This window comes from Streptomyces sp. NBC_01431 (assembly GCF_036231355.1).
Lineage (GTDB): Bacteria > Actinomycetota > Actinomycetes > Streptomycetales > Streptomycetaceae > Streptomyces.
Map to the genome: position 1 here is coordinate 222,735 of NZ_CP109496.1, position 25,843 is coordinate 248,577.

At 69.3% G+C, this 25,843-nt stretch carries 21 protein-coding genes and 3 pseudogenes; 9 read left to right on the plus strand and 15 right to left on the minus strand.

Features of this window, described 5'->3' with window-relative positions; all coding sequences use genetic code 11:
- Positions 1-170 precede the first annotated feature (170 nt).
- The 3 genes from OG522_RS01140 to OG522_RS01150 all read left to right on the plus strand — a co-directional run bounded on the left by OG522_RS01140 (position 171) and on the right by OG522_RS01150 (position 3,543).
- Positions 171-923 carry a hypothetical protein gene (locus tag OG522_RS01140; RefSeq protein ID WP_329461019.1) on the plus strand — a complete coding sequence of 251 codons (753 nt, stop codon included), beginning with the start codon at positions 171-173 and terminating at the stop codon, positions 921-923.
- A 77-nt stretch (positions 924-1,000) separates the two neighbouring features.
- Positions 1,001-2,098: a terpene synthase family protein gene (locus tag OG522_RS01145; protein ID WP_329461020.1), complete on the plus strand. Its 1,098-nt coding sequence runs from the start codon at positions 1,001-1,003 to the stop codon at positions 2,096-2,098.
- Between the two features lie 83 nt (positions 2,099-2,181).
- On the plus strand, positions 2,182-3,543 hold the full coding sequence (locus OG522_RS01150; protein ID WP_329461021.1) for a cytochrome P450: 1,362 nt from the start codon (positions 2,182-2,184) through the stop codon (positions 3,541-3,543).
- A 402-nt stretch (positions 3,544-3,945) separates the two neighbouring features.
- On the opposite strand, the gene OG522_RS01155 is transcribed toward OG522_RS01150, so the two are convergent.
- From OG522_RS01155 to OG522_RS01180, 6 genes are all read right to left on the minus strand, one after another.
- Positions 3,946-4,368 carry a hypothetical protein gene (locus tag OG522_RS01155; RefSeq protein WP_329461022.1) on the minus strand — a complete coding sequence of 141 codons (423 nt, stop codon included), beginning with the start codon at positions 4,366-4,368 and terminating at the stop codon, positions 3,946-3,948.
- Complete coding sequence (locus tag OG522_RS01160) at positions 4,365-5,195, minus strand: IS5 family transposase (RefSeq protein ID WP_329461023.1); 831 nt, start codon at positions 5,193-5,195, stop codon at positions 4,365-4,367. Before OG522_RS01160 ends, OG522_RS01155 begins: the two co-directional genes overlap by 4 nt.
- Before the next feature lie 471 nt (positions 5,196-5,666).
- The gene (locus OG522_RS01165; protein WP_329461024.1) at positions 5,667-6,110 is read right to left on the minus strand and encodes a DUF7144 family membrane protein; all 444 of its coding nucleotides are present in this window, start codon (positions 6,108-6,110) and stop codon (positions 5,667-5,669) included.
- A gap of 534 nt (positions 6,111-6,644) precedes the next feature.
- A complete protein-coding gene (locus tag OG522_RS01170; RefSeq protein WP_329461025.1) occupies positions 6,645-8,420 on the minus strand; it encodes a cation:proton antiporter in 1,776 nt (591 codons plus the stop codon).
- Between the two features lie 121 nt (positions 8,421-8,541).
- Positions 8,542-9,462, minus strand: coding sequence for an aldose 1-epimerase family protein (locus OG522_RS01175; protein WP_329461026.1), 921 nt, complete (start codon positions 9,460-9,462; stop codon positions 8,542-8,544).
- 217 nt (positions 9,463-9,679) lie between these two features.
- Positions 9,680-10,633: a DUF389 domain-containing protein gene (locus OG522_RS01180; protein WP_329461027.1), complete on the minus strand. Its 954-nt coding sequence runs from the start codon at positions 10,631-10,633 to the stop codon at positions 9,680-9,682.
- Positions 10,634-10,872: 239 nt separating this feature from the next.
- Between OG522_RS01180 and OG522_RS01185 the strand changes: the two genes are divergently transcribed.
- The 4 genes from OG522_RS01185 to OG522_RS01200 all read left to right on the plus strand — a co-directional run bounded on the left by OG522_RS01185 (position 10,873) and on the right by OG522_RS01200 (position 15,912).
- Positions 10,873-12,699, plus strand: a complete 1,827-nt coding sequence (locus OG522_RS01185) for a glycoside hydrolase family 15 protein (protein ID WP_329461028.1) — start codon at positions 10,873-10,875, stop codon at positions 12,697-12,699.
- Positions 12,700-12,702: 3 nt separating this feature from the next.
- Complete coding sequence (locus tag OG522_RS01190) at positions 12,703-13,647, plus strand: cyclase family protein (RefSeq protein ID WP_329461029.1); 945 nt, start codon at positions 12,703-12,705, stop codon at positions 13,645-13,647.
- Positions 13,644-14,159, plus strand: a complete 516-nt coding sequence (locus OG522_RS01195; RefSeq protein WP_329461030.1) for a gluconokinase — start codon at positions 13,644-13,646, stop codon at positions 14,157-14,159. The genes OG522_RS01190 and OG522_RS01195 overlap by 4 nt, the downstream gene beginning before the upstream one ends.
- A gap of 172 nt (positions 14,160-14,331) precedes the next feature.
- Positions 14,332-15,912 carry a GMC family oxidoreductase gene (locus OG522_RS01200; RefSeq protein WP_329461031.1) on the plus strand — a complete coding sequence of 527 codons (1,581 nt, stop codon included), beginning with the start codon at positions 14,332-14,334 and terminating at the stop codon, positions 15,910-15,912.
- A gap of 36 nt (positions 15,913-15,948) precedes the next feature.
- On the opposite strand, the gene OG522_RS01205 is transcribed toward OG522_RS01200, so the two are convergent.
- From OG522_RS01205 to OG522_RS41150, 6 genes and pseudogenes are all read right to left on the minus strand, one after another.
- The gene (locus OG522_RS01205) at positions 15,949-16,989 is read right to left on the minus strand and encodes a cytochrome d ubiquinol oxidase subunit II (protein ID WP_329461032.1); all 1,041 of its coding nucleotides are present in this window, start codon (positions 16,987-16,989) and stop codon (positions 15,949-15,951) included.
- Positions 16,989-18,476, minus strand: a complete 1,488-nt coding sequence (locus OG522_RS01210) for a cytochrome ubiquinol oxidase subunit I (protein ID WP_329467436.1) — start codon at positions 18,474-18,476, stop codon at positions 16,989-16,991. Before OG522_RS01210 ends, OG522_RS01205 begins: the two co-directional genes overlap by 1 nt.
- Positions 18,477-18,566: 90 nt before the next feature.
- Complete coding sequence (locus OG522_RS01215) at positions 18,567-19,904, minus strand: NAD(P)/FAD-dependent oxidoreductase (protein ID WP_329461033.1); 1,338 nt, start codon at positions 19,902-19,904, stop codon at positions 18,567-18,569.
- Positions 19,905-19,910: 6 nt separating this feature from the next.
- The gene (locus OG522_RS01220; RefSeq protein WP_329467437.1) at positions 19,911-20,717 is read right to left on the minus strand and encodes an SDR family oxidoreductase; all 807 of its coding nucleotides are present in this window, start codon (positions 20,715-20,717) and stop codon (positions 19,911-19,913) included.
- A gap of 29 nt (positions 20,718-20,746) precedes the next feature.
- Positions 20,747-21,325, minus strand: coding sequence for a hypothetical protein (locus tag OG522_RS01225; RefSeq protein WP_329461034.1), 579 nt, complete (start codon positions 21,323-21,325; stop codon positions 20,747-20,749).
- Between the two features lie 60 nt (positions 21,326-21,385).
- Positions 21,386-21,598: pseudogene (locus OG522_RS41150) on the minus strand (zinc finger domain-containing protein); the annotation flags it as partial.
- Between the two features lie 446 nt (positions 21,599-22,044).
- Between OG522_RS41150 and OG522_RS01230 the strand changes: the two are divergent.
- A pseudogene (locus OG522_RS01230) lies at positions 22,045-22,784 on the plus strand (transposase family protein).
- 102 nt (positions 22,785-22,886) lie between these two features.
- On the opposite strand, the gene OG522_RS01235 reads toward OG522_RS01230, so the two are convergent.
- Together OG522_RS01235 and OG522_RS01240 are read right to left on the minus strand one after the other, a co-directional pair.
- Positions 22,887-23,171 (minus strand): hypothetical protein, encoded by a 285-nt coding sequence (locus OG522_RS01235; protein WP_329461035.1) that lies wholly within the window; start codon positions 23,169-23,171, stop codon positions 22,887-22,889.
- A 353-nt stretch (positions 23,172-23,524) separates the two neighbouring features.
- A complete protein-coding gene (locus tag OG522_RS01240; protein WP_329461036.1) occupies positions 23,525-23,968 on the minus strand; it encodes a transglycosylase SLT domain-containing protein in 444 nt (147 codons plus the stop codon).
- A gap of 579 nt (positions 23,969-24,547) precedes the next feature.
- On the opposite strand from OG522_RS01240, the gene OG522_RS01245 reads away from it, so the two are divergent.
- Entirely contained in the window at positions 24,548-25,009 is a 462-nt protein-coding gene (locus tag OG522_RS01245) for a hypothetical protein (protein WP_329461037.1), read from the plus strand.
- On the opposite strand, the pseudogene OG522_RS01250 reads toward OG522_RS01245, so the two are convergent.
- Positions 24,987-25,520 (minus strand): annotated as a pseudogene (locus tag OG522_RS01250) (SDR family NAD(P)-dependent oxidoreductase); the annotation flags it as partial. The gene OG522_RS01245 and the pseudogene OG522_RS01250 overlap by 23 nt on opposite strands.
- Positions 25,521-25,843: the final 323 nt, after the last annotated feature.

Genomic DNA, 25,843 nt, shown 5'->3' on the forward strand with positions numbered 1-25,843 from the left:
CCCTGGCTTCCAGGGCAAAGCGGCCTGCCCGGATGCCGAGGCTCGGCCTGAACGCGCCCCATCACGCTGCTCCAATGCGCGGGCACCCTCCAACGGCCGCCCGCGCTCACACCGGCGAGCCCTGTCCGGGCATCGCCTCCATCCCGCTGCCTATCGCATAAGGACACGCCATGCTCAACGCCCACGACGAACGCCGCGAGGCCAAGGTCGCCGGCTGGATCGGGATCGCCATGGTGGCGTTCTTCCTGGTCCCGCTCCCCTTCGTCCGCAACCCCCTGACCCGCCCCTTCCCCTACTGGAGCGACTCCTCCGACAGCATCAGCACCTGGTTCGCCCAGAACCCGTCGATCTCCGGCTACACCATCGACATCGCCTTCGGCCTGCTCTTCATCTGGTTCGCCGCCGGCCTCAAGCGCTGGCTCACCGGACCGGGCCGCGCCCCCCTGTACGCCGAACTCCTCATCCCCAGCGCCCTGTCCGTCGGCCTGTGCTGGATGATGTCCAACGCCGCATTCCTCCTCGGCCCCATCGCCGCTCAGCGCCCGGCCGCCATCAACAGCGCCTACCTGCACCTCAGTTACGACCTGTGCGTCACCTTCGGCTACGCCGGGTCGCTGCCCCTGGCCCTGTTCTCCTACGCCGCCGGCAGCCTGATCCTCAAGAACACCACGCTGCCCCGCTGGACCGGCTGGACCTCCCGCGTCCTGGCCGTGGCCCACTTCGCCTACTTCTTCAACGTCCTCACCACGGACGACTCCCCCTTCACCCCTTGGGGCTGGGGCAGCTTCGGCTCCTACGTCGGCTTCGCCCTGTGGTCCCTGGCCCTGGGCGTGATGATGATCCGCTCCCCGCGCCCCACCCCGCCGCCGGCGCCCACCCCCTCACCCGCCGCCCCCGCCGCGGTGACCGTGCCCACACCCTGACCTTCTCCGCACGTCCTCGAGCCGGGTCACGGCTGGCCCGGCTCTTCTCAACTGCCCCTCAACGTGCAGGAGTTACCGTGACGACGCATACGCACACACCGCTTGCCGTGCCATCCCTGTACTGCCCCTTTCCCGCACGCCGCTCCCCACACGCCGAGGCCATCGACGCCGAAAGCCTCACCTGGATGCAGCGCTTCGGCCTCTTCCAGGACGAGGCACACCACGAGTACACCCGCCGTGCCCACGTCGGGGACTTCGTCGGCCTCGGCATTCCCGACGGCCGCGCCGACACCCTCCTGGCCGGTACGAACTACTGCAACTGGCTCTTCGCCTTCGACGACGCGCTCTGCGACGAGACCCTCGGCGGCACCGCCCCCGAAACCCTCGCCCCCTACCTCGCCCGCCTCAGCCGTGCACTGCAGACCCCCAACGCCCCGCTGATGCGCGACGACAAGTGGGCCGCCTCCCTCCTCGACATCCGCGCCGCCCTCGACCGCCAGGGCACACCCGCCCAGGTCTACCGGTGGACCGACCAGGTCGACGCGTACTTCTCCGGCCTGGTCTGGGAGGCCGCCATCCGCCAGAAGCCGCACTCCGCGAGCCTGGACGACTACCTCATGATGTGGCAGAGCAGCAGCGCCGCCCTGTCCGCGCTCGCCTTCATCGAAATCGCCCAGGACTACGTCCTGACCGCCGAGGAGTACCACGACCCGCGCATCCACGTCCTGCACGACCTGTGCGTCGCCCTCATCGCCTGGCACAACGACACCACCTCCTACAACAAGGAGGCATTCCGCGAGCAGCACTTCGGCTACCCCGAAGCCATGAACCTGGTGCCCGTCCTCGCCCGCCATCACAGCTGCACCCCCCAACAGGCCCTCCGCGAGGCGACGTTGATGCACGACCGGGCCATGCACCGGCTGCACCAGCTCGCCCAGCGCATCACCGAAGGCGACAACCCCCGGCTCGCCCGTTACGTGCGCGCCCTGACCGACTGGGTCGCCGGCAGCCTGCACTGGCACCTCACCAGCGGGCGCTACAACGACCCCAACAACCCCGGCGAGACCGTGGCACCCCGCATCCAGATGCCCGCCATCATGTCCCGGCCAACTGATCTCGCGCGCCTCGGCCAGCCTCTCACCACGCCGGTCGCCGCCTGGTGGTGGAACGCCTGATACGCCGCGCCCACAGCACACCTCGGCATGCCGCCACAGCGGCCGTCGCCGTCCGTATCCCGCCCACCGTGATCAGGAGAACCATGTCGCACACGGCCTCTCGCACCCACACCGTCCCAGCGGCGCTGCCGCTGCTGCCCGGCGCGCTGCCTCTGATCGGACACGCCCTGCGCCTGCTCCACGATCCAGCCGGGTTCCTCACCACCGCGCCCGCCCACGGGCCGCTGTCACGCGTACGGCTGGGTCCGCTGACCGCCACCCTCGTCAGCGACCCCGCTCTCACCCGGGAAGTCCTCCTCGACGACGCCCTCTACGACAAGGGCGGCCCGCTGTACGACCGCATCGCCGACGTCATGGGCAACGGTCTCCTGGCCTGCCCCCATGCACGTCACCGACAGCAACGGCGCCTGCTCCAGCCCGTTTTCCACAAAGACCGCGTGCCTGCCCACCTCGACCTCATGGCCGCCGAAATCACCGACGGCATCGATCAGTGGCGCCCGGGTCAGACCCTCGACATGGCCGCCCAGGCGCAGGCCCTGACCGCCCGCGCCATCGTGGCCACCCTCTTCGACGGCACCCTGGACGGCGCCACCGTCACCACCATGGTGGAAGACATGTCCGCCATCACCGCAGGCATCTACTCCCACGCGCTGCTCCCCGCCGCCTACACCCGCCTGCCGCTGCCGGCCCACCGCCGCTACACCCGCGCCCAATCACATCTGCGGGCCACCTTGGGCCGCATCATCACCGAACACCGCGCCCGCACCACCGACCACGGAGCCTTCCTCAGCCTCCTGACCGAACCCGGCCCGGACGGCCACACCCTGACCGACAAGGACGTCAGCGACCAGGTCATCACGTTCTTCATCGCCGGCATGGAAACCACGGGCAACGCCCTGGCCTGGGCCGCCCACCATCTGGCGCAGGACGCCGCACTCCAACAGCGCGTCCACGCCGAAGCCGCCGCCCTGCCCGCAGGCCCCCCTACCCACACTCATCTGCCCCACCTGGAACTCACCAGCCGCGTCATCACCGAAACCCTGCGGCACTACCCTCCCGTCTGGCTCCTCACCCGCTCCGTCACCCGTGACACCACGCTGGGCGACCACCCTCTGCGCGCCGGAGACACCGTCGTCATCAGCGCCCACCTCGTCCAGCACCTGCCCTCCGCCCACCCTCGCCCCCACCACTTCGCCCCCGACCGCTGGAGCCGCCCCACACCTCCCGTCCCTGGCTCCCTCATCCCCTTCGGCCTGGGCGCCCGCAAATGCATCGGCGACACCCTCGGCATGGGCGAACTCACCCTCGCCCTCGCCGCCCTCACTCGCCGCTGGCACCTCATCCCCACCACCGCCGCGCCCGTCCGCTACGAAAAAGACATCGTCATCCGCCCCCGCAAACTCCACCTGCACCTGCGCCCCCGGCAGGCACCATCCCCGTCTTGAGACGGACCGCCGCGCCCCTGTAACAGGCATCCCCACGGGGGCAGCAGCCGGCCCACCGCGTCGCGCAGCTCACGGAGATGAGCAGTGAGCCTCGCCACGGCCAGGACCACCCGCCCGAACCGGCGACTGGCAAGGTGGTCCTTCATGAGGCGGGGCCGCGGCATGACGGGACGACATAGCGTGGCTTGCTTCCACAAGGTCGCCGGCTTCCCCACGCTCTGGACGATGGGTTACCTCTTCGCACGTCGGTGGTGCCGTTGTAGTCGGTGTTCTCGTACATGCAAAGGCTCTCGCTCGGGCACTCGGCCAAGCCGTGGCCTCTCAGAGTGCGGAATGTGAGCCCTTGTCTGTTTTGTAGTTGAGGTTGGGTAAGGATCGCTGGTCACGGGCGTGAGATGGTCCTCAAGCGCCGGGTGGGGCAAACAGGCCGGGTTCGGGCTCGGCGAGGATGCCGCGGCTGACCAGACGCTTCAGTTTCGAGCGGATGCCTTCGGTGTTCTTCGGGAGGATCGGCAGGTCGAGGGCCTGGCAGAGGTCGCGGGCGCGCATCGGCCGGCCCGCGTCGGCCAGGGCGGTGAGGATCTGCTGGTAGGCGGGGTGTTCCGGGCTGTCGGGGCGGTCCGGCTCGGTGGCGGATGAGAGCACGGGGAGAGCGAGGAGGGTCTTGCGGGTGGTCCGCAGGTTCTCGCTCTCCGCATCGATCTCACTGAGCTGCCGGGTGAGTTCTTCGATGCGGTCTCTCAACTGCGCGTCCTGATCTGCAAGTTCGCGATCACGAGCGTCGATGTGCTCCAGGATGGCTCTCGCATGCAGGTTCTCGCTCATGCGGTCCGCCAGGAGGCGATGGTGTTACCGGTGAGGCGCCGGCTCATGACGGAGGTCATCGCCCAAAAGACGCGGGAGCGGGAGGAGGCGGGGCGGTGTTCGTAGTCGCGTACGAGACGGCGGTAGAACATCAAGATCCCGTTCGTCTGCTCCACGATCCACCGCTTCGCCTGCGGAACGAACCCGACCTGCTCCGGGTTGCGTTCGACGATCTCGACGTCGATGCCCACCGTCTTGCCGTGCTCGACGACCTTGTTCTTGAAGCCCTGGTCGACCAGGGCCTTGGTCACCGTGTCGCACTGTGCGACGACACCGTCCAGCAGCGCGATACCGGCGATGTTCTCGTGCGCGGACGCGGGCAGCACGGCACAGTCGATGACGAGGCCCAAGACGTCCACGGCCAGGCATCTCTTCCTGCCCGGAACCCTTTTCGCAACATCCTTGCCGGTCGTCGTGGCGGGGACGCCGACCGCGGTGTGGATGCTCTGCGTGTCCAGGACCACCAGGCTCGGATCGGCTAACCGCCGCTTCTTCTCCCGAAGTTGCCACCGCATCAGATCATGGATGGTCTGGTCGGTGCCATCATCGCGCCACTTGTAGAAGTAGTACTTCACCGCACCGGCGGGCGGCAGGTCGTGGGGCAGCAGGTCCCACTGGCAGCCGCCGCGGTTCTGGTAAAGGATCGCGTTCACGATCTCCCGCATCTCGTATCTGCCCTGATGGCCGCTGACCGACGGATGCGTGGCCTTCCAGGCTGTGACCACGGGCTCGACCAGGGCCCACTGCTCATCGGAAGCGTCACTCGAGTACGGCTTGCGCATGCTCATGCCACAACCCAAGCGAACCCCGAACGCCTGACCGGCCGCGATACCCCAACATCACACCATCGAGCGATCACAAGCCGGACAGAAGATCACGTTCCGCACTCTCAGAAGGACAGGTCCCTGCAGGGACGGGTCACGCCCCGCCAGGAGAGGCGCCGCGGCGAGCCAGGAACAAGACGACGAGCTGTTCGACCTCATCGGCGCGACAGGTGCCGGGATGGGCGTCGCCAAGGAGCAACAGCTTCCCCCCGGCCGCTCGTCGGATCGGCACGGACGTTGCGGAGAATGCCGCAGCACGAGCTCGCGGAAAAGAATGCAGTCCGCGCTGCTCCCCGAGCGCGGGCCGGCTGCCGCCGCTCGGTGTGCGCCACAGACACCGAGCGGGCAGGGTGTCGGCAGGGGTGCCACCACAGGCGCGACAACCACCGCAAGTCGTGCCCCAGACGGGGCAATGTCGTCCGGGCCTGCGCTGCGCTACAAGCGCGCGCCGTGCACGTGTCGCGGCTCTGCCAGCAGACCGTAGATGACCAGCACGGACACCAGCATCGTGAACAGAGACCAGAATGGGTAGACCGGAAGGAAGATCATCTGACCGACGAGACAGAACACTGCCAGACAGATGCCCGTCAGCCGCGCCGCTCTGGAGCCCACGAGTACACCGAGACCCGCCAGGGCCATCACGATGCCGATGGCGACCCAGATCCAGCCCCAAGCCGTGTAGTTGAAGATGAGCAGCCGGTTGCCTCCGGAATAGACCTTCGAGTAGTAGCCGTGATTGAGGATCGCCACAAATCCATTGAGCAGGTTGAAGAGGGCGCTGACCATGAGCAGGATTCCGGCGAAGGCCACCCAGTGCGATCGCTCCATCGGAGGCACGGCACTGTCCGGTGGAGAGGTTTGTTGCTGCATGGGATCCATGAGATGCGGCACCACCGCAGCCCGCAATCGGTAGTGGCCCAGAAGTGTTGCGCGACTGCCTGTGCTCTCGGGGGACCGGCTCGTGGGTACCGCGGGGCCGATGGCCCTGTCCGCGGCTCCGAGAGGCGCCCGGATACGGCCTGCCGGCCCGTGGGATTGGATGGTGTCCCGCCAAGCTTCCTGGGACGCGATCCGGACCACTCATAGCCCCTACCTTCCGATGGCCGACCGACCTCGGCCGGAGTCAGGAGGACCAGGCTGTCTCCTGACTCAGGCAGTGGCGTGCTGCCGTGGCGCCCGACACAGAGAAGGTTGCTGTCGGGAGGGAGCATCATTTGATCTTTGCCCGACTATTCCTGATTCTTGTGTCCTCAACGCCTGCCTCGGGTGCGCGAACGCAAGCGGGAAGGCCAGAACCGGCAGCTCGCGGACAGGATTCGAACCCGGCCGCAGCGGATTCCCCCTCCAACGCGCAGAAGCTCGGCCCCCGGTACTTGGGGTGGAGCTTCCGGACGGCCGACAGCCGACGCCGGCCTACTCCGGCGTGTCGGTACCCCGAGCACCCGGCGTCAGCAGAACAGCCGTGTCCCCCGGCCGGGGCAGGGGTGTGCCGGCTTCCGTGACCGGGTCGAGGCGGCCGTCCCGGCGCACGAGGAACAGCAGATCGCTGCCTGGCCGCAGGGCCTCTTCGGCTGGCTGCCCCAGAACGGCTGCCCCCTCCTCGTACCTGCGGGAGAACGTCGGCCAGGTCAGATCCGGGCCGAACAGAATCTCACCGCCGATGAAAGGCGCCACTGCGCCGTGGCTGTCGGCCGGTGCGTTGAGACGGTGGACCGTGCCCTCCACGCTGCCTCGCAGAAGCACTGCCGCGAGTGCGTTGAAGTCGTCCTCGGCGGTGAGAAAGTACAGCGCCGTGATGCCCTCCAGCTCGGCGGCCCCGCCCGTGGCGGCGCCCAGCAGCTCACCGGGCGCAAGCTCGATCCCGGCCTGCCGGATGCGTTCACGCTGTTCCTCTTCCCCTGCCCACATCAGCACCTCCAACCCTGCCGACTTCAGGGCCACGCCCAGGTCGACCACCCAGGGGTCACCGCCGACCAGCAGGGGCCGCGAGCGGGACGGGCGCACCACGCCCAGGCGCCGGGCGACGGGCGAGGCGGTCAGGCCGTAAAGCGTCACGGTCGCGACGATGACCACGAACGTGGCCGGAAGGATCTTCGAAGCGCCGCCGATCCCCTGGGCCACCAGGTCGGACGAGAACGTCGAAGCCGTGGCGGCCGCGACGATGCCGCGCGGCGCCATCCAGCCGATGAAGCCCCGCTCGCTGCGTGTCAGGTCGGTGCGGAAGGTGGACACGACCGCGACCAGCGGCCTGACGATCAGTACCAGAAAGGCGGCGAGCCCGAGCGCGGGCAGCCACACATGGCGCAGCGAGTGCGGGGTGACGGTGGCCGAGATCGAGATGAAGAGCAGGCCGAGGATCAGGCTGACCAGGGTCTCGAAGAACGGCCGACGCGCGGGTACGTCCATGCCGGGGAGGTTGGCGACGGCCAGGCCCATCACCACGGCGGCGATGAGTCCCGTGTCGTCGCGCAGGACATCGCAGAACGCCGCGACACCGATCACCGCGGCAAGCTGCGCCGTGGTCCCGAGGACCTCGCCGAGCCGCAGCACCCGGAACAGCACCCACAGCAGAGCCGCCCCGACCGCTCCACCGGCCACTCCGATGCCCATGCTGCCGAGGAAACGCTCCATCCCACTGCTGAGGTGGTGGCGCGAGCCGGCCACGACCGCGTGGAAGACCAGCGCTCCCAGGACGCCGCCGACCGGGTCGATGAGGGAACCTTCCCACATCAGGATGTGCTGGAGGCGGTCCTTCGGCCGCACGAAGCCGAGCAGCGGTCCGACGACCGTCGGCCCCGAGACCACGAGGATCGTGCCGATCATGACGGCTGCCCGTGCGGACATCCCCAGCAGCGGCGCGGCGAGGAGCGTGCCGAGCAGTCCGGTGATGGGGACACCGATGCAGATCAGCCGGAGGACGACGCGGCGGGTGTGGCCCTTCAGTCTCGCCAGGTCCAGCCCGAGGCCGGCGTCGTAGAGGATCACGGCAACGGCCAGCGACACCAGGGGGGAAAACGCAGTGCCCAGGAGTTGCTCGGGGGCGACGTCGTCGATCAGCGCGCCGGCGCAGAAGCCGACCGGCAGCAGGACGATGAGGGCGGGGATGCGCAGGCGGCCGGCCAGGATCTGCGATCCGACGGCCAGGACCAGGATCACGCCCACGCCGATGAGCACCTGGTTCGTCGTCACATTCGGCCCTTCCGGTGCGGGGTGGTGGGACGAGCGGGTGCTCTTGCCTGCCGGCCGCGTGGCCGGCCGGGTCAGACATCCGCCGAGTGCCGTGTGACTGTCGGGCGCCGTGACGGCGTCGTCACTCCTCCCACGGGGTGATCCCCCAGCGGACGGTGTGCTGTTCGCCGGAACCAAGGCTGACGAGCCCGGTGCCGCTGCGGAAGGCATCGGGCGGGCAGGTCATCGGCTCGATGGCGACCGCACGACGGCGCTCCCCCGGCGGGAGGGTGTCGCCGGTGTAGAGCTGCACGTAGCCGGCGCCTTCACCGAGCCACACGTCCGTGCCGAACGCGCCCGACGGATGGGCCAGGCGCACCACGGCCCGACCGTCAGCGTCCCGGTCGAGGTCGCCGAAAGGGGTGTCCAGCCGGAGCGTACCGACAGCTCGGGGCGTGCGCAGGTCGTACTCGCTCCCGGCAACCGGCTCGGCAGCGACCGGCAGGCCGCGCTCATCGGTGCGCAGCCACGTGTGTGCGGGGACGGTCAGCACCGCCTGGTCGACGACGGCGGTGCCCGCGGTGACGTAGGGATGCTGGCCGAAGCCGTACGGAGCGGCGCTCGCGTCAAGGTTGCGTGCGGTGACGGCGACTTCGAGCCCGCTCTCGCCCAGGGTGTACTCGGCGCGGACGTGGAGGTGGAACGGGTAGCCCGGCTGCGGCCACAGCGAAACCTCCAGGACGGCGCGGCTGCCGCTCGCCTCCACGACCCGCCACGCGACCCACCGGAGCAGCCCGTGGATGGCGTTGCCGCCGGTCGGCTCCGTGAGCGGCAGCTGCAGATCCTGCCCGTCCCAGGAGTAGCGGCCGTCGCGGATCCGGTTGGGCCACGGCACCAGGATCTGGCCGTGTCCGCCGGTGATCCGGTCCCGTGCGGCGAATCCGTCGATCACGGTGCGCTCACCGACCGTGTACGACCGAAGGGCCGCGCCCAGTTCGACGACAACGGCACGGTGCGTGCCGTGACGAAGGGTCAGTTGCCGTCCGGTGCGGCTCTCCTGCACGCGTGGCCTCCTCGGTCTACCCGGCCGTCCTCGGACGCCGGCGTTGTGGTGGCCTGCGGTGCCGGCCCTCCCGTCGGGAGCGTGCGGCCCCTCATTGGCCCGGTCAAGCACGACACGTTCCTGTCGGCGCGATCGCCGGGCAGGTTCGCCCGCTGAGGCCACAGGGGCGGGCCGCGGTCGGTGCAAGGGCGCTCGTGCCGGTTCCCGGACGACGGCGTCACCCGCTGCCCGCCCGCCCGTAGCGACGGCCGATGCGCCGCCAGACAGCCCGTTGGAATCTGATCATCAACACGCCCACCAGGATCAGCAGCACGATGTTGAGCAGGAGCTGGATCAGGGATCCGCGCGCCTCGCTCCAGCTGGAGAACGCGCAGGAGACGCCGACGTCGGCGGCGGCCGGGATGGTGGTGACCGAGATGAAGACGCCGAGCAGAGCGCTCGTCCTGGCCTGGGTCAGGGACATGATCCCGACGATGCCGGCCAGCACCGCGACGACGACGGAGAAGGCGTTGGGGGCGTCGATCAGCGTGGAGACGGGCCTGAATCCCAGCTCGAATGCCTTCGGTTGAAAGTCGAGGCCCCGGACCGCCCACGAGAACAGGAAGGTCACGAGGATGGCCAGCAGGAATCCCCCGGTCAGGGCGAACAGGCCCTGGCGGATCCTGGTGCCGTTGCTGCGGTCGATGCCCAGTGCGACGCTGGTGATGGCGCCGTACTCCGGTCCTACGACCATCGCCGCGACGATCAGGATCTGGGAGTTGGTGATGATTCCCACCGCCCCGATGACGCCTGCGATGACCAGGTAGACGTAGAAACTCGGCAGATAGCTGCCCTCGGCGCGAATCCGCGCTTCGACCTCCTCCCAGACCGGCGCGTGCGCGAGCGCCCCGAGCTGCTGCTGCTCGGCTTCGGCCGCTGTACCGGAGAAGGCCATCTCGACCGGTTCGATGACGATGGATCCGCGGCGGTCGAGTCCCAGCTCGCGCAGACCGCGCAGCACGGCGTTGGCCGCACCGGCCAGGATGTCGCACTCGATCGCGTCGCCGTCGGGGTTGTGCGCCAGTTCGGCAAGGACGACCAGGTTGAAGACATAGCGGTCGTCGGTCAGCAGCCCGACCGCCCGGGCAGTGAGATCAGCGGGGCTCACCAGCCGGACGTGGATCATCTCCATGCACCACCTCCTTCGCTCGCCGACTGCGCCACCGCGGCGCCACGGTGCCCGAGCGCCGGAGCTCCCCACTTGTGACCGGCTGACTCCAGTAAGTAACGCCCGGTGGGTGGGGGTCGGCAAGCCGGGTGCGCTGCTCGGGCACCGGCATCTCCGGTCACTTCGGTCACCTCCGGCGCGCAAGGACCACCCGATTGACCCATAGTGGACTCAGGGGTTCTTTCCGACTTTTCGGAGCAACCATGGATCGCTACCCTCCCATCGCCGAACACGGCCTGGTGGGCGACCTGCAGACCGCCGCGCTCGTCTCCTCGCAAGGTGTCGTGGACTGGTTCGCCGCTCCCCGCTTCGACTCGCCCAGCATTTTCGCCGCCCTGCTCGACCACGACGATGGCGGGTACATGCGGCTGGCCCCCGAGCACCCGGACCAAACCTGCAAACAGCTCTACTATCCCGACACGGCCATTCTGGTGACCCGGTTCATGTCACCGGACGGGGTGGGCGAGGTGGTCGACTTCATGCCTCCGGACCGGACCGGCACCGCCACCGACCGGCACACCCTGATACGCGTCGTGCGTGCCGTGCGCGGGAGCGTCGACTTCACACTCGAGTGCCGGCCGCGCTTCGACTACGGCCGGGCCGAGCACCAGCTGGAGCTCGGGGAGGGCGAGAACAGCGGCCTGTTCCGGTCGCCGGGGATGGACGCGCACCTGCAGACCTCCTTCCCGCTCGAGCGGGACGGCCAGGACGTACGCGGCAGGGTGGCGTTGCGCGCCGGCGAGTCGGGCGGCGTCGTGTTCACCGTCTGCGCGTCCGGCGGCGAGGCGCCCGCACCCCTCACGGTCGACGGGCTCACCGCACAGGTCGACGACACCGCCCTCTTCTGGCAGGACTGGCTGCACCAGTCCCGCTACCGGGGCCGCTGGCCCGAGCTGGTGCACCGTTCGGTCATCACCCTCAAGCTCCTCACCTACGCCCCCACCGGCGCCCTCGTCGCGGCGGCCACCATGGGCCTGCCGGAGCAGGTCGGCGGAGAGCGCAACTGGGACTACCGGTTCACCTGGGTCCGCGACGGCGCGCTGTCCGTGCGGGCCATGCTGGACCTGGGTTTCATCGAGGAGGCCACCGCCTTCGTCCACTGGCTCGTCGGCAGACTGCACGAGCGGGAGGGCAAGGAGGAGGAGCCGCTCCAGACGATGTACCGGATCGACGGCAACCCCGACCTGCCGGAGGAGACACTCGAACACTTCGAGGGCTACCGGGGCTCCTACCCCGTCCGCATCGGCAACGGCGCCGCCGACCAACTCCAGCTGGACATCTACGGCGAGGCCCTCTACGCGCTGTCCCAGGGCCGGGAGATCGGGCCGCAGGCCACCTACCGGGCATGGAAGACGATGGCCAGGACGCTGGACTGGCTCGCCGACCACTGGGACCGGCCGGACGAGGGCATCTGGGAGACCCGCGGCGGCCGCCAGGACTTCACCTACAGCCGGGTGATGTCCTGGGCCGCCTTCGACCAGGGGCTCAGCCTGGCCGAGCACTACCGCAGGCCCGCCGACCTGGACAAGTGGCGCAGCGCCAGGGACGCCATCCTCGAACAGGTCATGGAGCGCGGCTGGAGCGAGAAGGAGGGCGCCTTCGTGCAGCACTACGGCGGTGACGTCCTGGACGCCTCCCTCCTGCTCATGCCGAGAGTCGGCTTCATCGCCCCCAGGGACCCGGCCTGGCTCGCCACGCTCGACGCAATGGACCGCAAGCTCGTCTCCGACAGCCTCGTCTACCGCTACGACCCGGCGGCGTCGCCGGACGGGTTGCGCGGCTCTGAGGGCACCTTCAGTCTGTGCACCTTTCTCTACGTCGACGCGCTGGCCCAGGCGGGACGGCTGCCCCAGGCCCGCTACACGTTCGAGAAGATGCAGACCTACGCCAACCACGTCGGGCTCTTCGCCGAGGAGGTCGGTCCCAGTGGGGAGCAACTGGGCAACTTCCCGCAGGCGTTCACCCATCTGTCGCTCATCATGGCGGCCACCACCCTCGACCAGGCGCTCGACGCGGAGCAAGGGCGCTGACCCATGGCCACCCGTGCCCGTCCGGCAGGACCGCCACGGCTGACCAAGGCCGAGTTCGATGTGCTCCACCGGCACCTGCTCTCCCGCGCCACCTGGGCCTCTGGGGACCGGGGCGCCCTGGACGCGATCACTCCTGCCCGGATGGCGGCCGCCGCCCAGGAGGTGCGGACCGGCCGGACGGTGACGCTCGCCGCGCCGGTGGAGACGCTGCCCGGCCCGGACAATCCGGAGCCCGCGAGGCACCGGATGAGCGGGCCGCCGGAGGAAGACGCCTCTGGCGGGCTCCACTTCGCGAGGGACAGCTTCGCGATGAACGTGCACGGCGACGCCGACAGCCACATCGATGCCCTCTGCCACGTGATCTACGACGGCACGCTGCACGGTGGCGTCGCCGCGAGCAGCGTCACGGCACACGGGGCCACGACGCTCTCCATCGAGGCGGCTCGCGACGGGATCGTGGGACGCGGTGTGCTGTTGGACGTTCCGCGGCTGCGTGGCGTGCCCTGGCTCGAACCGGGCGATCACGTGACCGCCGGCGACCTCGCCGCGGCCGAAACCGCCCAGCACCTCCGCGTGACCGAGGGCGACCTCCTGTTCGTCCGCGTCGGCCATCGCCGACGCCGTGCCGAACTCGGGCCGTGGCACGCTGCGCGCGAGCGCGCCGGACTCCATCCGTCGGCACTGGAATTCCTCGCCGACCGGCGGGTCGCCGTGCTCGGCGGCGACGGTAACAACGACACGGCGCCGAGTTCCACCGAGGGCGTCGACTTTCCCGTGCATGTGCTGGCGGTCCACGCCATGGGCCTGCACCTGCTGGACTACCTGCAGTTCGAGGACCTGGCACCGGTCTGCGAGGCGGAGGGACGCTGGTCCTTCCTCTGCGTGATCGCCCCACTGAGGCTGCCGGACGCCACCGGCTCGCCGGTCAATCCGATTGCCGTCCTGTGACCCCGGCCCCCTCGGTCGTGGTGGTCATGGGTGTCTCGGGATCGGGCAAGTCCACCGTGGGACTGCTGCTCGCGCAGCGGCTCATGGTGCCCTTCCTGGAGGCGGACGACGCCCACCCGGCCGCGAACCGCGCCAAGATGGCCGCGGGTCGCCCACTCGACGACGAGGATCGCCGCCCGTGGCTGCGGTCCGTCGCCGAATGGATCCGCGAGGCGACCGACGCCGGACAGGGCAGTGTGGTGGCGTGCTCGGCCCTCAGGCACGAGTACCGGGACGAGTTGCGCAGGGCAGACGCAGGCGTGTGGTTCCTGTATCTGGCGCTGGACCGCGCGATCGCCGACCAGCGGGTCACAGGCCGAGTGGGCCATTTCATGCCCGCCCGGCTGGTCGATTCCCAGTACGCCGCCCTGGAACCGCTGCGGCCGGACGAGCCCGGCCTGACCGTCGACGCGCGGGCCGACCCGCAGACCCTCGTCGACCAGGCGGTGCGCGCCGTCCGGGCCGTGAAGTGATCTGCCGCCTGATCGACTCCGCCGGGTCGCAGTCAGCCGACCCACCCGATAGTTTGGGAATTGGCACTGAATGTCCCGAATGCGTGAATGCCTGTGCGGAACAGCACAGCCGTGGCCCCCGGACGGGCGCTTCGGCCCGGACAGTCGACGACTCCTAGGACGGGACCCTCTCATGGCCGACGATCAGCACTACGACGTCATCGTCATCGGTACGGGAGCGGGCGGCGGCACGCTCGCCCACCGACTGGCCCCCTCCGGCCGGCGGATCCTGATCCTGGAACGTGGCGGCTACCTGCCGCGGGAGCGGGACAACTGGGACTCCACCGCCGTCTTCGTCAAGGGCAAGTACCGTGCCCCGGAGTTCTGGTACGACAAGCACGGCAACCAGTTCCCGCCAGAGGTCAATTACTACGTCGGGGGAAACACCAAGTTCTACGGCGCCGCGCTCTTCCGGCTCCGGCCCGAGGACTTCGGCGAACTGCGCCACCACGACGGCATCTCTCCGGCCTGGCCCATCCGTTACGAGGACCTGGAGCCGTACTACACCCAGGCCGAGCACCTCTACCTGGTGCACGGCCGGCACGGCGAGGACCCCACCGGAGGGCCGACCAGCGCGCAGTACGCCTACCCGCCGGTCGAGCACGAGGCGCGCATCCAGCAGCTCAGCGACGATCTGGGGAAGGCCGGCCTGCACCCCTTCCACCTGCCGATCGGCGTGAATCTCACCCAGGACGAGCACGGCCGGGCCACCCACGACAGCGTCTGCATCCGCTGCGACCGGGTCGACGGCTTCCCCTGCCTGGTGGGCGCCAAGTCCGACGCGCAGGTGATCTGCGTCGACCCGGCGCTGAAGTACGACAACGTCACGATGGTCACCAACGCCGACGTGCGCCGCCTGGAGACCGACCCGACCGGACACACCGTCACCAAGGTCGTCGCCGAGCTCAGGAACGGAACGACGGAGAGATTCAGCGCCGACATCGTGGTGGTCGCGGCCGGCGCGGTCAACTCCGCCGTTCTGCTGCTGCGTTCAGCCAACGACAAGCACCCCGCCGGTCTGGCCAACAGCTCGGACGTGGTGGGTCGCCACTACATGCGGCACAACAACCTGGCGCTGATGGCGGTGTCGAAGGAACCGAACCCCACGCGTTTCCAGAAGACCCTGGCGCTGAACGACTGGTACCTGGGCGCGGACGACTGGGAGTTTCCGCTCGGCGGCATCCAGATGCTCGGCAAGTCGGACGCCGACCAGATCCACGGCGAGGCTCCGCGCTGGGCCGGTGCCGTCATGCCCGACATGCCCTTCGAGGTACTTGCCCACCACGCCGTCGACTTCTGGCTCTGCGGAGAGGACCTTCCGCTGCCCGAGAGCCGGGTCACCCTCGACAAGGACGACGCCATCCACCTGGCCCTCGACGAGAAGAACAACATCGCCGGGTTGAAGCGCCTCCAGCACAAGCTGCGGGGGATGCTCGGACACCTGGGCATGCACGAGCACCACTTGCTGGATCACAGCATCTACCTGCACAAAGGCATGCCGATCGGCGCCACCGCACACCAGGCCGGCACCGTGCGGTTCGGCGACGACCCACGGAGTTCGGCCCTGGACGTCAATTGCAAGGCCCACGACCTCGACAACCTCTACGTCGTGGACACGAGTTTCTTCCCCAGCATCGGCGCGGTGAACCCGTCGCTCACCGCCATCGCCAACGCCCTGCGAGTCGGCGACCACATCGCCGCCCGGCTGAGGTGACCGGGACACCGTCGCTCCGTGACCGGCTGAGCGTCGCTACAGGTTGTCGCCGGACGTTCTGGCGGCCCGCGTGTCGGCGTCGGTGAGCTCCTCCAGCTCACCCATCGCGTCGAGCCGGTAGAGCAGTACCAGCGCCGGACCGACCAGCACGATCGCGATGGCGGTGACGATCACCAGCCAGCGCAGGGTGTGGGTGGCCCCGGCCGCCGCGGTCACCGTCAGCGAGGTGGGCAGCACGTAGGGCCGCTGCGCGAAGCCCCAGGCGCCGACGACCAGGGCCACGCTCGCCACCGAGGTGTAGCGGGACCAGCCGTGGGACCGGCGCAGCAGAAGCAACACCGTGGCCAGACCACAGACCGCGGCCAGAATGATCAGCAGCAGGCCCCAGCCCCCGGTGAGGCCGTCCCAGACGTAGCGGGCGTCATCGTGCGTGACGGGCAGGGCGATGAGCGCGAGGACCACAACGGCGCCGAAGGCGCACAACGCCCGTACGCGGAAGTAGTCGACGAGATCGAGCGCGCCGAACCGCAGGGCGTCGGAGCAGAGGAAGATCGCTCCGAGGAAGGCGGTGGCGGCGACGGCCAGCAGACCCGTGAGGACGGAGGTTCCATTGGCCCAGGCGTCAGCGGAGGCGGTCGTGCCGACCTCGACCCGGCCGGAGGCGATGCCGCCGAGCACCGCCCCGAGGAAGAACGGCGTCATCAGTGACGAGACGGCGAACGTCGCGCCGTAGATCCGTTGTTGGGCCAGGCGGCGGGTCGGCTTGCGCAGGGCGAACCCGGCGCCGCGCAGGACCAGACCGACGGCGGCGAGGGCGAGCGGCAGCCACATCGCAGTGAAGACGGCCTGGAACATCGTCGGGAAGCCGGTCCACATGATGACCAGGACGAAGATCAACCAGACGTTGTTGGCCTCCCAGACCGGTGCCATGGCGTGGTCGATGAGCCAGCGGGGCCGCTTGCCGCGCTCGGCGCCGCCGGCCAGGAGGTCCCAGAAGCCCGCGCCGTAGTCGGTGCCTCCGGCGCAGGCGTAGGCGGCGATGGCGAGCACCAACACCCAGGCGATGAATTCGGCCATTACGACGCACCGCCAGGGGTGTGGTCGGATCCGCCACCGGGCACGGTGCCGGCGGTTGTTGGCTCGGGCTCGCTTCGGGGCCCGTAGGGGGTGTCGGTCTCCGGCGGCAGTTCGGCGCGCGCGGCGGCCGCGCCCTCGTCGGTCATGCGCCAGCGGGTACGCATCTTCAGGACGACCGCGAGGAACGAGCCGAAAACGACCACGTACACGACGATGACGATGCCGAGCATCGCCCACAGCGATCCGGCACGGGTGCTGGTCACCGCCTCCGAGACCTTCATGTACTGGTAGACGATCCAGGGCTGACGGCCGACCTCCGTGGTGATCCACCCGCACTCGACGGTGAACAGGCAGGCGACTCCCGCGAGCGCGGCACAGCGGTAGAACCAACGGCTGCCGGGGTTGTCCCGGTGCCGCCACCAGGACCAGGCGTACCAGAGCGCGAGCAGGATGAGCACGCTGCCGATGGTGGCCATGATGTCGAAGGCCCAGTGGGCGATGGTGGCCTGGACGGCGGTGGGGCGGTCGGCGGCCGGCACCGACGTCAGCCCGATCACCTGGGTGCTGGGCTTGAAGCCGGCGAGGATCGAGTCCAGCTGGGGGATCTTGAGTCCGCCGGAGATGATGCCGTTGGTGTTCAGCCGCCCGAACATGTACTCGGGCACATGGGAGTCGGTCTTCCAGACGATCTCCAGGGCGGCGAACTTGACCGGCTGCTTGTGGAAGACGGCGCGAGCGGCGGAGTCGCCGAGCATGAACTGGATCGGGGTGAGGATCGCGGCGACGGTGAACGGCACGGTGAAGCCGAGCCGGTGGTAGCGGTCACGGCGCCCGCGCAGCCAGCCGACCGCGTAGACACCGGCGACCACGTAGCCGGCGGTCATGAGCATCGCGACCACGAAGTGCCAGTACTCCGGGCCGAACATCGGTGTGAAGACCGCCTGCCGCACGTCGACGTCGACGGGATTGCCCTGGGCGTCCAGGCGGAACCCCTGCGGGGTGTTCATCCAGGAGTTGGCCGCGATGATGCCGAACGCCCCCATCAGGGCGACCGGCGGCAGCGGCACGGCCAGCCAGAAGTGGGTCCAGGGCTTGAGCCGGCGCCAGCCGTAGAGGTAGATCGCGATCAGGACGGCCTCCAGGAAAAATGCCCACGCCTCGACGCCGAACCCGAGACCGAAGACGTCTCCCCAGCGGCCCATCATGCCGGGCCACAGCAGACCGAACTCGAAGGACAGCACGGTGCCGGTGATGATGCCGATGGCGAACTGAACGGCCATCACCGCCGACCAGCGTCGCGCGAGCTCGAGAGCGACGGCGTCGTTGCGTCGCAGCCCCCGGTGGTGCATCAGCAGGGTGATGAACGGCAGTGCCACACCGAACGGGACCAGCAGGATGTGTGAGGCCAGGGTGAAGGCCATCAACTCTCGTGCCGGCAGGAGTTGGTCCGGGGTGCTGTTCGCCAGAAAGTCGACGGTGTTGAGCATGTGCGCCTCGATGGTCTGCCCTGTGGGGGTGGCGGGGCTGAGGAGGGACAGGATGCGAAGGGGCACCCGTAGAGGATCGGCCCGGGCCCGTCAGGGAGGCGGAGGTGCCTCCGGGCCGCCCGCCCGGGCCGCCGACACGCCGGTGTCGGGCATGGTGAAGGCGCGTTCGCGGCGCGAGCCGGTGGCGAAGGCGACGGACCAGCTGAGCACCGCTCCCAGCCTGCTGCGGAAGCCGGTGAGGAAGGCCAGGTGGATGAAGAGCCAGGCCAGCCAGCCGGTGAAACCCGACAGATGCAGCGGGCCGGCCTTGACCACGGCCCGGCCGCGGGCGATGTAGGCGGCGCTGCCGAGATCCACGTACTTGAAGGGCTTCGGTTTCTTCGTCCTGCCTTCGACGGCGTGGCGCACGCTCCGGCCCGCGTACGCACCCGACTGCATGGCGACCTCGGCCAGACCCGGCAGCTTGTTCAAGCTCATCACGTCGCCCGTGACGCGGATCTCCGGATGGCCCGGGATGGTGAGGTCGGGTTCGACGAGGATGCGTCCGGCCCGGTCCTGTTCGGCACCGGTTGCCCGGGCCAGCGCGGCTGCGATGGGCGGCGCCTCGACCCCCGCCGTCCACAGGACGGTGCGTGCGTCGAACCGGGTCGCCTTGCCGTCACGGTCTTTCACGGTCAGGCCGTGAGCATCGATGTCGGTGACCATCGTGCCGAGGTGGAGCTCCACACCGAGACCCTGCAGGGTTCGGGCCGCACGGTGGGCCAGTCGAGGACCGAACGCACCCAGCACCGCGTCGGACCCCTCGAAAAGCAGCACCCGGGCCTTGGCGGAATCAATCGTCCGGAACTCCCGCTCGAGCGTGTGGCCGGCGATCTCCCGGATCTGTCCCGCGAGTTCGGCACCGGTCGGTCCGGCGCCGACGAGCGCGAAGGTGAGCCATTGCTGCCGTTCCCGGTCGTCCGCGGCCGTTTCGGCCATCTCGAACGCCCGGTAGATACGTCGGCGGATGTCGAGCGCGTCGTCCAGGGTCTTCATGCCGGGGGCGTGCGCAGCGAACTCGTTGTGCCCGAAGTAGGACTGACGCATACCCACCGCGACGATCAGTTCGTCGTACGGCAGCACGACGGTTCCGCCCTCGGGTCGCCGGGCGTGGACCAGCCGAGCGCCGGCATCCACGTCCGTGGCCTCGGCGAGCACGCAGCTCACGTTGTGGTGGCGTCGCAGGACCCCGCGCAGCGGCTGTGCGATCTGTCCCTCGGACAGGATCCCGGAGGCGCACTGGTACAGCAGCGGTTGAAAGAGGTGGTGGGCTCGGCGGTCGACCACGGTTACCGCCACCGGTGACCTCCGCATTGCGCGGGCGGCGAACAGCCCTGCGAACCCTCCGCCGAGGACGACCACCCGGCGGGGCGTGACGTGATCCTCCACCGGAGATCAGCCTCCGGTGGCGAAGCCGGGAAAGAGCGTCATTCCCCCGTCGACGTAGAGGGTGGTCCCGACGACGTAGTCGAGCAGGTCGGACGCCATGGCGACGACGGCGTTGGCGATGTCGTCCGGGTCGCCCACGCGGCGGTACGGGATCAGCCGCAGGAGGTCGGCCTCGGCTTCGGGGGTGGACCAGGCATCGCGGTTGATCGGCGTGCGGATGGCGCCGGGCGCGACCGCGTTGACCCTGATTCGATGTGGGGCCAGCTCCTGCGCGAGGGTCTGCATCAGCATGCCCACACCGCCCTTGGAGGAGGCGTAGTTCACGTGCCCCGACCACGGGACGACCTGGTGGACCGAGCTCATACAGATGATCTTGCCCGCCGAACGGGAGACCTCCTCCACCACACCGCGCCGCATGAACTCCTTGGCGGCCTCCCGCGCGCACAGGAACTGGCCCGTCAGGTTGACGTCGATGACCTTCTGCCACTGGGCGAGCGTCATCTCCGTGAGGGCCGCGTCCCGCTGCAGGCCCGCGTTGGCCACCATGATGTCGATGGTGCCGAACTCCTCGACCATCCGCGCGACCATGGCGTTCACCTGGTCCTCGTCGGACACGTCGGCCTCGTGGGCGTAGGCGCGGGCCCCGAAGCCCTCGATCTCCTTCACGACGTTCTCTGCCTCGTGCGCACCGACTACGTAGTTCACCACTACGTCCGCTCCGGCCCGGCCCAGGGCGATGGCGGTCGCAAGGCCGATGCCCGAGTTGGCACCGGTCACCAGCGCCTTCTGGCCCCTGAGAAGCTGCCCGGGCATCGCCCTGCGCCTCTCGCTGACGTTTGCTGTCACCACGATCTCTCCTTCTGCGTTGCGGACGGACGCCCTCGGCAACCGGACGACGCGCAGGAGAACGGCTGGACGTCGGCCGACCCCTTAGGACCGACACCGGAGCCGTCGCACACCCGGCCCCCCCGACGAAAGCACCTGCGTCGCGGTGGGGACCGACCGGCGCGCAAGGCAGCCGCACTTCGGCCGGGCACGTCACACGGTCGGGCTACGAGCTGCTCCCAAACACCGTGAGCTGCTGAAGAAGATCTCTCGTCGGCTTTCATCCTGCGGACCATGTCGATCTGCGCGCGGATCATCGTGTCGAACAGGGCCTCCGGATCGCCGTCGGGTCCAGCGTTCGCAGCCAGCAGCGAGGCGACTTGGCTGGCAAGGACAGTGACCACGTCGGCCGTCCCCACCGGGCCGCGGACCTCGATCAGTTTGCGCACGGCGTCGTCGATGCGGTCCATGGCCTCCTCGCCCTGGAGGAACAACCCGAGCCGGTCGGCGAGGAACATCCGGACGACCGCCACACCGTCGGCCAAGGCGGTGTCCACGTTGAAGTCGCCGCGGGCCTTCTCCGACTCCTTGAGCACGGCCGGAATCGTGTACGTCCGCTGCTCCGGGATGAGGCCCTCCTTTCGCCACTTCGCGTACGGGATGGGGCCGATGGCGTCACGGCGTGCACGGTGTTCGTTGGTCGGGCGGCCGCCCGCGGTGCGGCAGGCCCGCCCTGCGGCTGCCTTGCAGGTCGGGCATTCGACACGGCGCATCCACGAGCGCACGAGACCCGCCTCGGCACCGGAGCGGAGGTGACGTCGCCACTCGCCGCCCCACGGGATGCTCTGCGATCCGTTCTCCACGCCCATCGCCCCCTGGGTCCGGTGGTGCGTGCCGTCTTGCCTGCCATGAAGCTGACCGTACCTGTGGTGGCGACCCTCAGCGGTCGATCGGGAGAATGCCGTCCAGGCCGCTCTCGCGCAAGTGGGTGGTAGGCGGCACTTACACGGTGACCGTCGATCCGCAGGGCATTGCCCCGCTCAGGCGGGGGACAAGCCCGGGCCCCCGGTGATCCAGCAGTTCCTGCAGATCCCGCTCGGCCTCGGCCTGGCCTTCGCCCTGTGGCGGCCCGCAGGGCTGCTCCTGCGCCGACAACGCGTCCCGTCAGCCGGACCCACTCAGCCATAGGGGCTGTGACTGAGCTGTTTCAGAGTGGCCACTGATCGGGTGATGCCGACGGTGCGCGCAACGCACGAGGCTCCCGTGCCGTTGGGGGAGGTGTTCGAAGTCTCAACCCACAGGCACAGGAGCCGCGTTGGCTCCGTGTTCTGCCGCACTCGACCTGCCTCATGCCCTGGTCGAGTGGGTCACCATGACCATCGTCACCCGCGAAGGTGACCGCCGCTGCAAGCTCCCGCCGCACCAGCGTGCGCTGGTCGGTCTGGTGTACCTGCGGCGGCACGACACTCTCGCCCAGCTCGCTGCCGGGTTCGGCATCTCCGTCGGCACCGCGCACGCCTACGTGGCAGCCGTCATCGACCTGCTGGCTGACCGCGCGCCCGGCCGTGCCCTGCGTGAGGCCGATCCGGACTACGTCCTGTTGGATGGCACGCTTGCGGAGTGCGACCGGGTCGGCGACAGCCGGGCCGACTTCTCTTACAAGCACCGCCGGCATGGGGTGAACGTACAGGTGGTAACCGACCCGGTTGGGCGGCTGGGGTGGATCTCGCCCGCACTGCCCGGCCGTGCGCACGACCTCACCGCGCCCGCACCCACCGGATCATCCGGATCTGTGAGCGCCAGGGCGTCCCGGTTCTCGCCGACCGTGCCTATATGGGAGCCGGCCCATGGGTGACGACGGCCCTCAGACGCCTGCCGGGCCGTGACCTCACACCCACGCGACAGACCGTCAACCGCGCACTGTCCGCAGCACGGGCACCGGTCGAGCGTGGCGTCGCACGACTGAAGTCATGGCGGATCTTCCGCAAGGCCCGGTGCAGCCCGAATCGAATGACGTCAATCGCCGCCGTCCTCACGCTGGAGCGGCAACGCTGAAAGACCTCCATGACAGTCTGCGTGGGGACGCGGGGGCGAAGTTCTCGCTGCGTGATCATCCAGGCACGACAGGCGATCTTGTCGACTTCGGTCGATAAAAGGTCAATGCGGGTACGTCACCCACCGCCTGGCAGACGTGTCGTACCACGCGAGCGTCCCGGACAGTATCGCGCTGAACGGTATCCACTCATCGTCCGGATTCCACTTCTCGCCGCCCGTGGCTTGCATGAAGATCGGGCTGGGTGCCCAAGCGACCGATACCCGATCGTCCGCGACCTCAGCGATCCAGCCGAGAAACTCGCGACCGTCGACGAGGCTGAAGCCGACCTTCGCCGCGTTGTCCATGCAGCCGGCAAAAAAGATCTTCACCCTCGAGGCATCGGCCATAGCCCGAGCATAGAGCGGAGTTCGTCAAGAGGATGCAGACGAGGATCGCAGCCATCACCCGCCCCGTCGTGCCGACCGCCGACCGGCATGCCACCTGGGCCTGCGACCTGCGCCCGGACTTCGGCCGGGCCGACACCCCCGCGGTCGCCGCCGAGATCACAGGAACGTCGGATCTCCACCGGCGGCGATGCCTACCCGCGCTGACTGTAGGGTCAGGCTGAAAAAGCTCACTGAGCGGCGGCGGGGCGCCGGCAATCTCATCCGCTGGTCGCGGGAGTGAATCACCGAATCCGACATGCCCGCCGCTGAAGCGGCGGGCATGTCGGATTCGGGTGGGTGAGTCAGCTGGTGGCTCAGTACCAGTGGTGGGCCTGCCAGAAGTTCCAGGCGCCGACCGGGCTGCCGTAGCGGGAGTTCATGTAGTCCAGACCCCACTTGATCTGCGTGGCCGGGTTGGTCTTCCAGTCCGCGCCGGCGGACGCCATCTTCGACGCCGGCAGGGCCTGGACCAGGCCGTACGCCCCGGAGGAGGAGTTCGTGGCGGTGTGGTTCCAGCCGCTCTCGTGGGAGACGATCTTACTGAAGGCCGCGAACTGCGCCGGGTCCTTGATCATCTGCTGAGCGATCGCCTTGGCGTTCACCGGGGCCGCCTGGGCGGGAACCGTGGCGAACAGGGAACCGGCGGCGCCGACGGCGACGACGGCGCCCGCGAGGGTCTTCTTGGAGGCGGCGATGCGGCGGATGACTGCGTTGGACACGAAGAGGCCTTCCGAAGGGAACAGGGACGGTCGCGGCATGCCAGGGCATGCGTGAGCCACTCACACGATGGGGAGGGGTTCGTCCGCGGCGGGTGGAGCACCCGTGCCGCCCGGCGACTCATCCAGTTCTACCGACCCCCGCACGGCCTGACAAGGCCCCGCTTCTCCTAACGGACTTCGCAGCAGCCGGTACCGCCGCCCCGCGCGCGGCCCGGCACGCGCAAGGCGTGCCCGGGTGAAGAAGCAGTGCCCAGCCCATCGATGGCCACTAGGCCCACTCGTATGTGACCTAGGTCCTGTGGGCCGCCTCACGACGGATATGCCCGAATATCATTTATTGCAACTGTTTGAACTCTTTGATGGCTGGGGCGGCAGACTCCAAAGACCCTTCAATCGAAGGAGCGCGAGCGCCCAGAACAGCCAGCCCAGAGGCCCCCGCCGACCACCCCAGCCCCTGCCCGGAAGGCCTCCCACGGCCGCCCGGACCACTCCCCCACGGCGCTGCCACGGCAGGGCGGATGACCAGATCGGCTCCCTGGGCCCACTCCTCAACCCCTCGTACAGATCCCCGGGGCCCGTATGGGGCGGGCTTCGGGACGGAACCGGGTCCCGGTTCCTGTGAGGTACGTCGGCCTCAAAGCCCTGTTGGACGAGGGGGCGCTGGCGACGGGCATCGTGCCCGGGGTGACCTGGCACGGCGACGACATCGGACACCGACTCACCCGCCAACAACGCGACTTCCACCGACTCAACCCGGAGCAGCAGAAGAGACTCGCCCAGCTTGGCGTCGAGGCGGCCACCACCCCGGCCCGGAGGCCGGCGCCGAGCGGCACGAAGACCGGGACCGCGGCGGCGGGCGCGGGGGGTGCGGAGGCGTTCCCGCGGGGCCTGGCCGCGCTCGCCCGGTACATCGAGCGCGAGCAGAAGACCGTCATCCCCCGCCAGCACCCCGAACGGATCACCATCGAGGGCCAGGAACACGACGTACGCCTCGAGGTATGGCTCTCGAACCAGACGAGCCGCCGCGACAAACTCGGTGTTCCTGTTGTGGGGTTGTTCAGCGGACCCAGGTGCGGGTGAGGGCCTGGACGGCGGAGCCGTCGAGGTCGGCAAGGGTGGTGGCGACGAAGTCGCGGGCCCACTGGGAGGTCTGGATGCGGAAGGCAGGGCGGTCGGCGGTCAGGGCGTCGATGATCGGGGCGGCGGCCTCGTCCGAGGTCTGGGCGTTGCCGAAGGTCTCCCGCGTGCGGGCGATGTACGCCTGAAGGGCCGGCGTGTAGGGCCCGGACGCGGCGAGCACGGCGGGGACGTCCAGGCCGAGGTTGGCGATGAACTCGCACGCGACCGCGCCGGGTTCGACCACGGTGACGCCGACGGTGGCGGCGACGGGGGCGGCGACGGGGGCGAGGGACTCCATGAAGCCCTCGACGGCGAACTTGGCCGCGCAGTACGCCTCGTTGAAGGGCTGGCCGACGACGCCGCCGACACTGGTGACGGTGATCACCCGGCCCTGGGCCGCGCGCAGGTGCGGCAGGGCGGCCCGGGTCATGGCGGCCACGCCGAAGAAGTTGACCTCCATGGCGGTGCGGACGGGAACGCATCCTCGAAGCCGCCGTACGCGCCTTCTCCGAGAAGGGCGCGGACGTTGCGATCGAGCGTCGCACTGGTCACCAGCGCTCCTGCCCAGCGCGAACGGGCCGGCCGCCTCCTCGACCTGCTCCTCGACGGCCTCCGCTACGGAACAGACCGATAACACCCCATCCTCATCCTCTTCGGCACACCCGCCCGGCCCCGGCAGCGGACGGCACCAACGGCATCAGCAGAACCCTGGACTGTCGGGAGCTGCTGCGAGCCCTGCAAGGAGTGGCGAGAGGATCGTCCGGGTGAGCCAGCAGTTGAAGACGATCAAGACGA

Excerpts from the sequence above, each read along its gene's own strand:
- OG522_RS01185 (WP_329461028.1), top strand. The coding sequence starts at position 10,873 with ATGGATCGCTACCCTCCCATCGCCGAACACGGCCTGGTGGGCGACCTG.
- OG522_RS01150 (WP_329461021.1), top strand. The coding sequence starts at position 2,182 with ATGTCGCACACGGCCTCTCGCACCCACACCGTCCCAGCGGCGCTGCCG.
- OG522_RS01200 (WP_329461031.1), top strand. The coding sequence starts at position 14,332 with ATGGCCGACGATCAGCACTACGACGTCATCGTCATCGGTACGGGAGCG.
- OG522_RS01205 (WP_329461032.1), bottom strand. The coding sequence starts at position 16,989 with ATGGCCGAATTCATCGCCTGGGTGTTGGTGCTCGCCATCGCCGCCTAC.
- OG522_RS01220 (WP_329467437.1), bottom strand. The coding sequence starts at position 20,717 with ATGCCCGGGCAGCTTCTCAGGGGCCAGAAGGCGCTGGTGACCGGTGCC.
- OG522_RS01155 (WP_329461022.1), bottom strand. The coding sequence starts at position 4,368 with ATGAGCGAGAACCTGCATGCGAGAGCCATCCTGGAGCACATCGACGCT.
- OG522_RS01240 (WP_329461036.1), bottom strand. The coding sequence starts at position 23,968 with ATGCCGCGACCGTCCCTGTTCCCTTCGGAAGGCCTCTTCGTGTCCAAC.
- OG522_RS01140 (WP_329461019.1), top strand. The coding sequence starts at position 171 with ATGCTCAACGCCCACGACGAACGCCGCGAGGCCAAGGTCGCCGGCTGG.
- OG522_RS01235 (WP_329461035.1), bottom strand. The coding sequence starts at position 23,171 with ATGGCCGATGCCTCGAGGGTGAAGATCTTTTTTGCCGGCTGCATGGAC.
- OG522_RS01165 (WP_329461024.1), bottom strand. The coding sequence starts at position 6,110 with ATGGATCCCATGCAGCAACAAACCTCTCCACCGGACAGTGCCGTGCCT.
- OG522_RS01180 (WP_329461027.1), bottom strand. The coding sequence starts at position 10,633 with ATGGAGATGATCCACGTCCGGCTGGTGAGCCCCGCTGATCTCACTGCC.
- OG522_RS01190 (WP_329461029.1), top strand. The coding sequence starts at position 12,703 with ATGGCCACCCGTGCCCGTCCGGCAGGACCGCCACGGCTGACCAAGGCC.
- OG522_RS01210 (WP_329467436.1), bottom strand. The coding sequence starts at position 18,476 with ATGCTCAACACCGTCGACTTTCTGGCGAACAGCACCCCGGACCAACTC.
- OG522_RS01160 (WP_329461023.1), bottom strand. The coding sequence starts at position 5,195 with ATGAGCATGCGCAAGCCGTACTCGAGTGACGCTTCCGATGAGCAGTGG.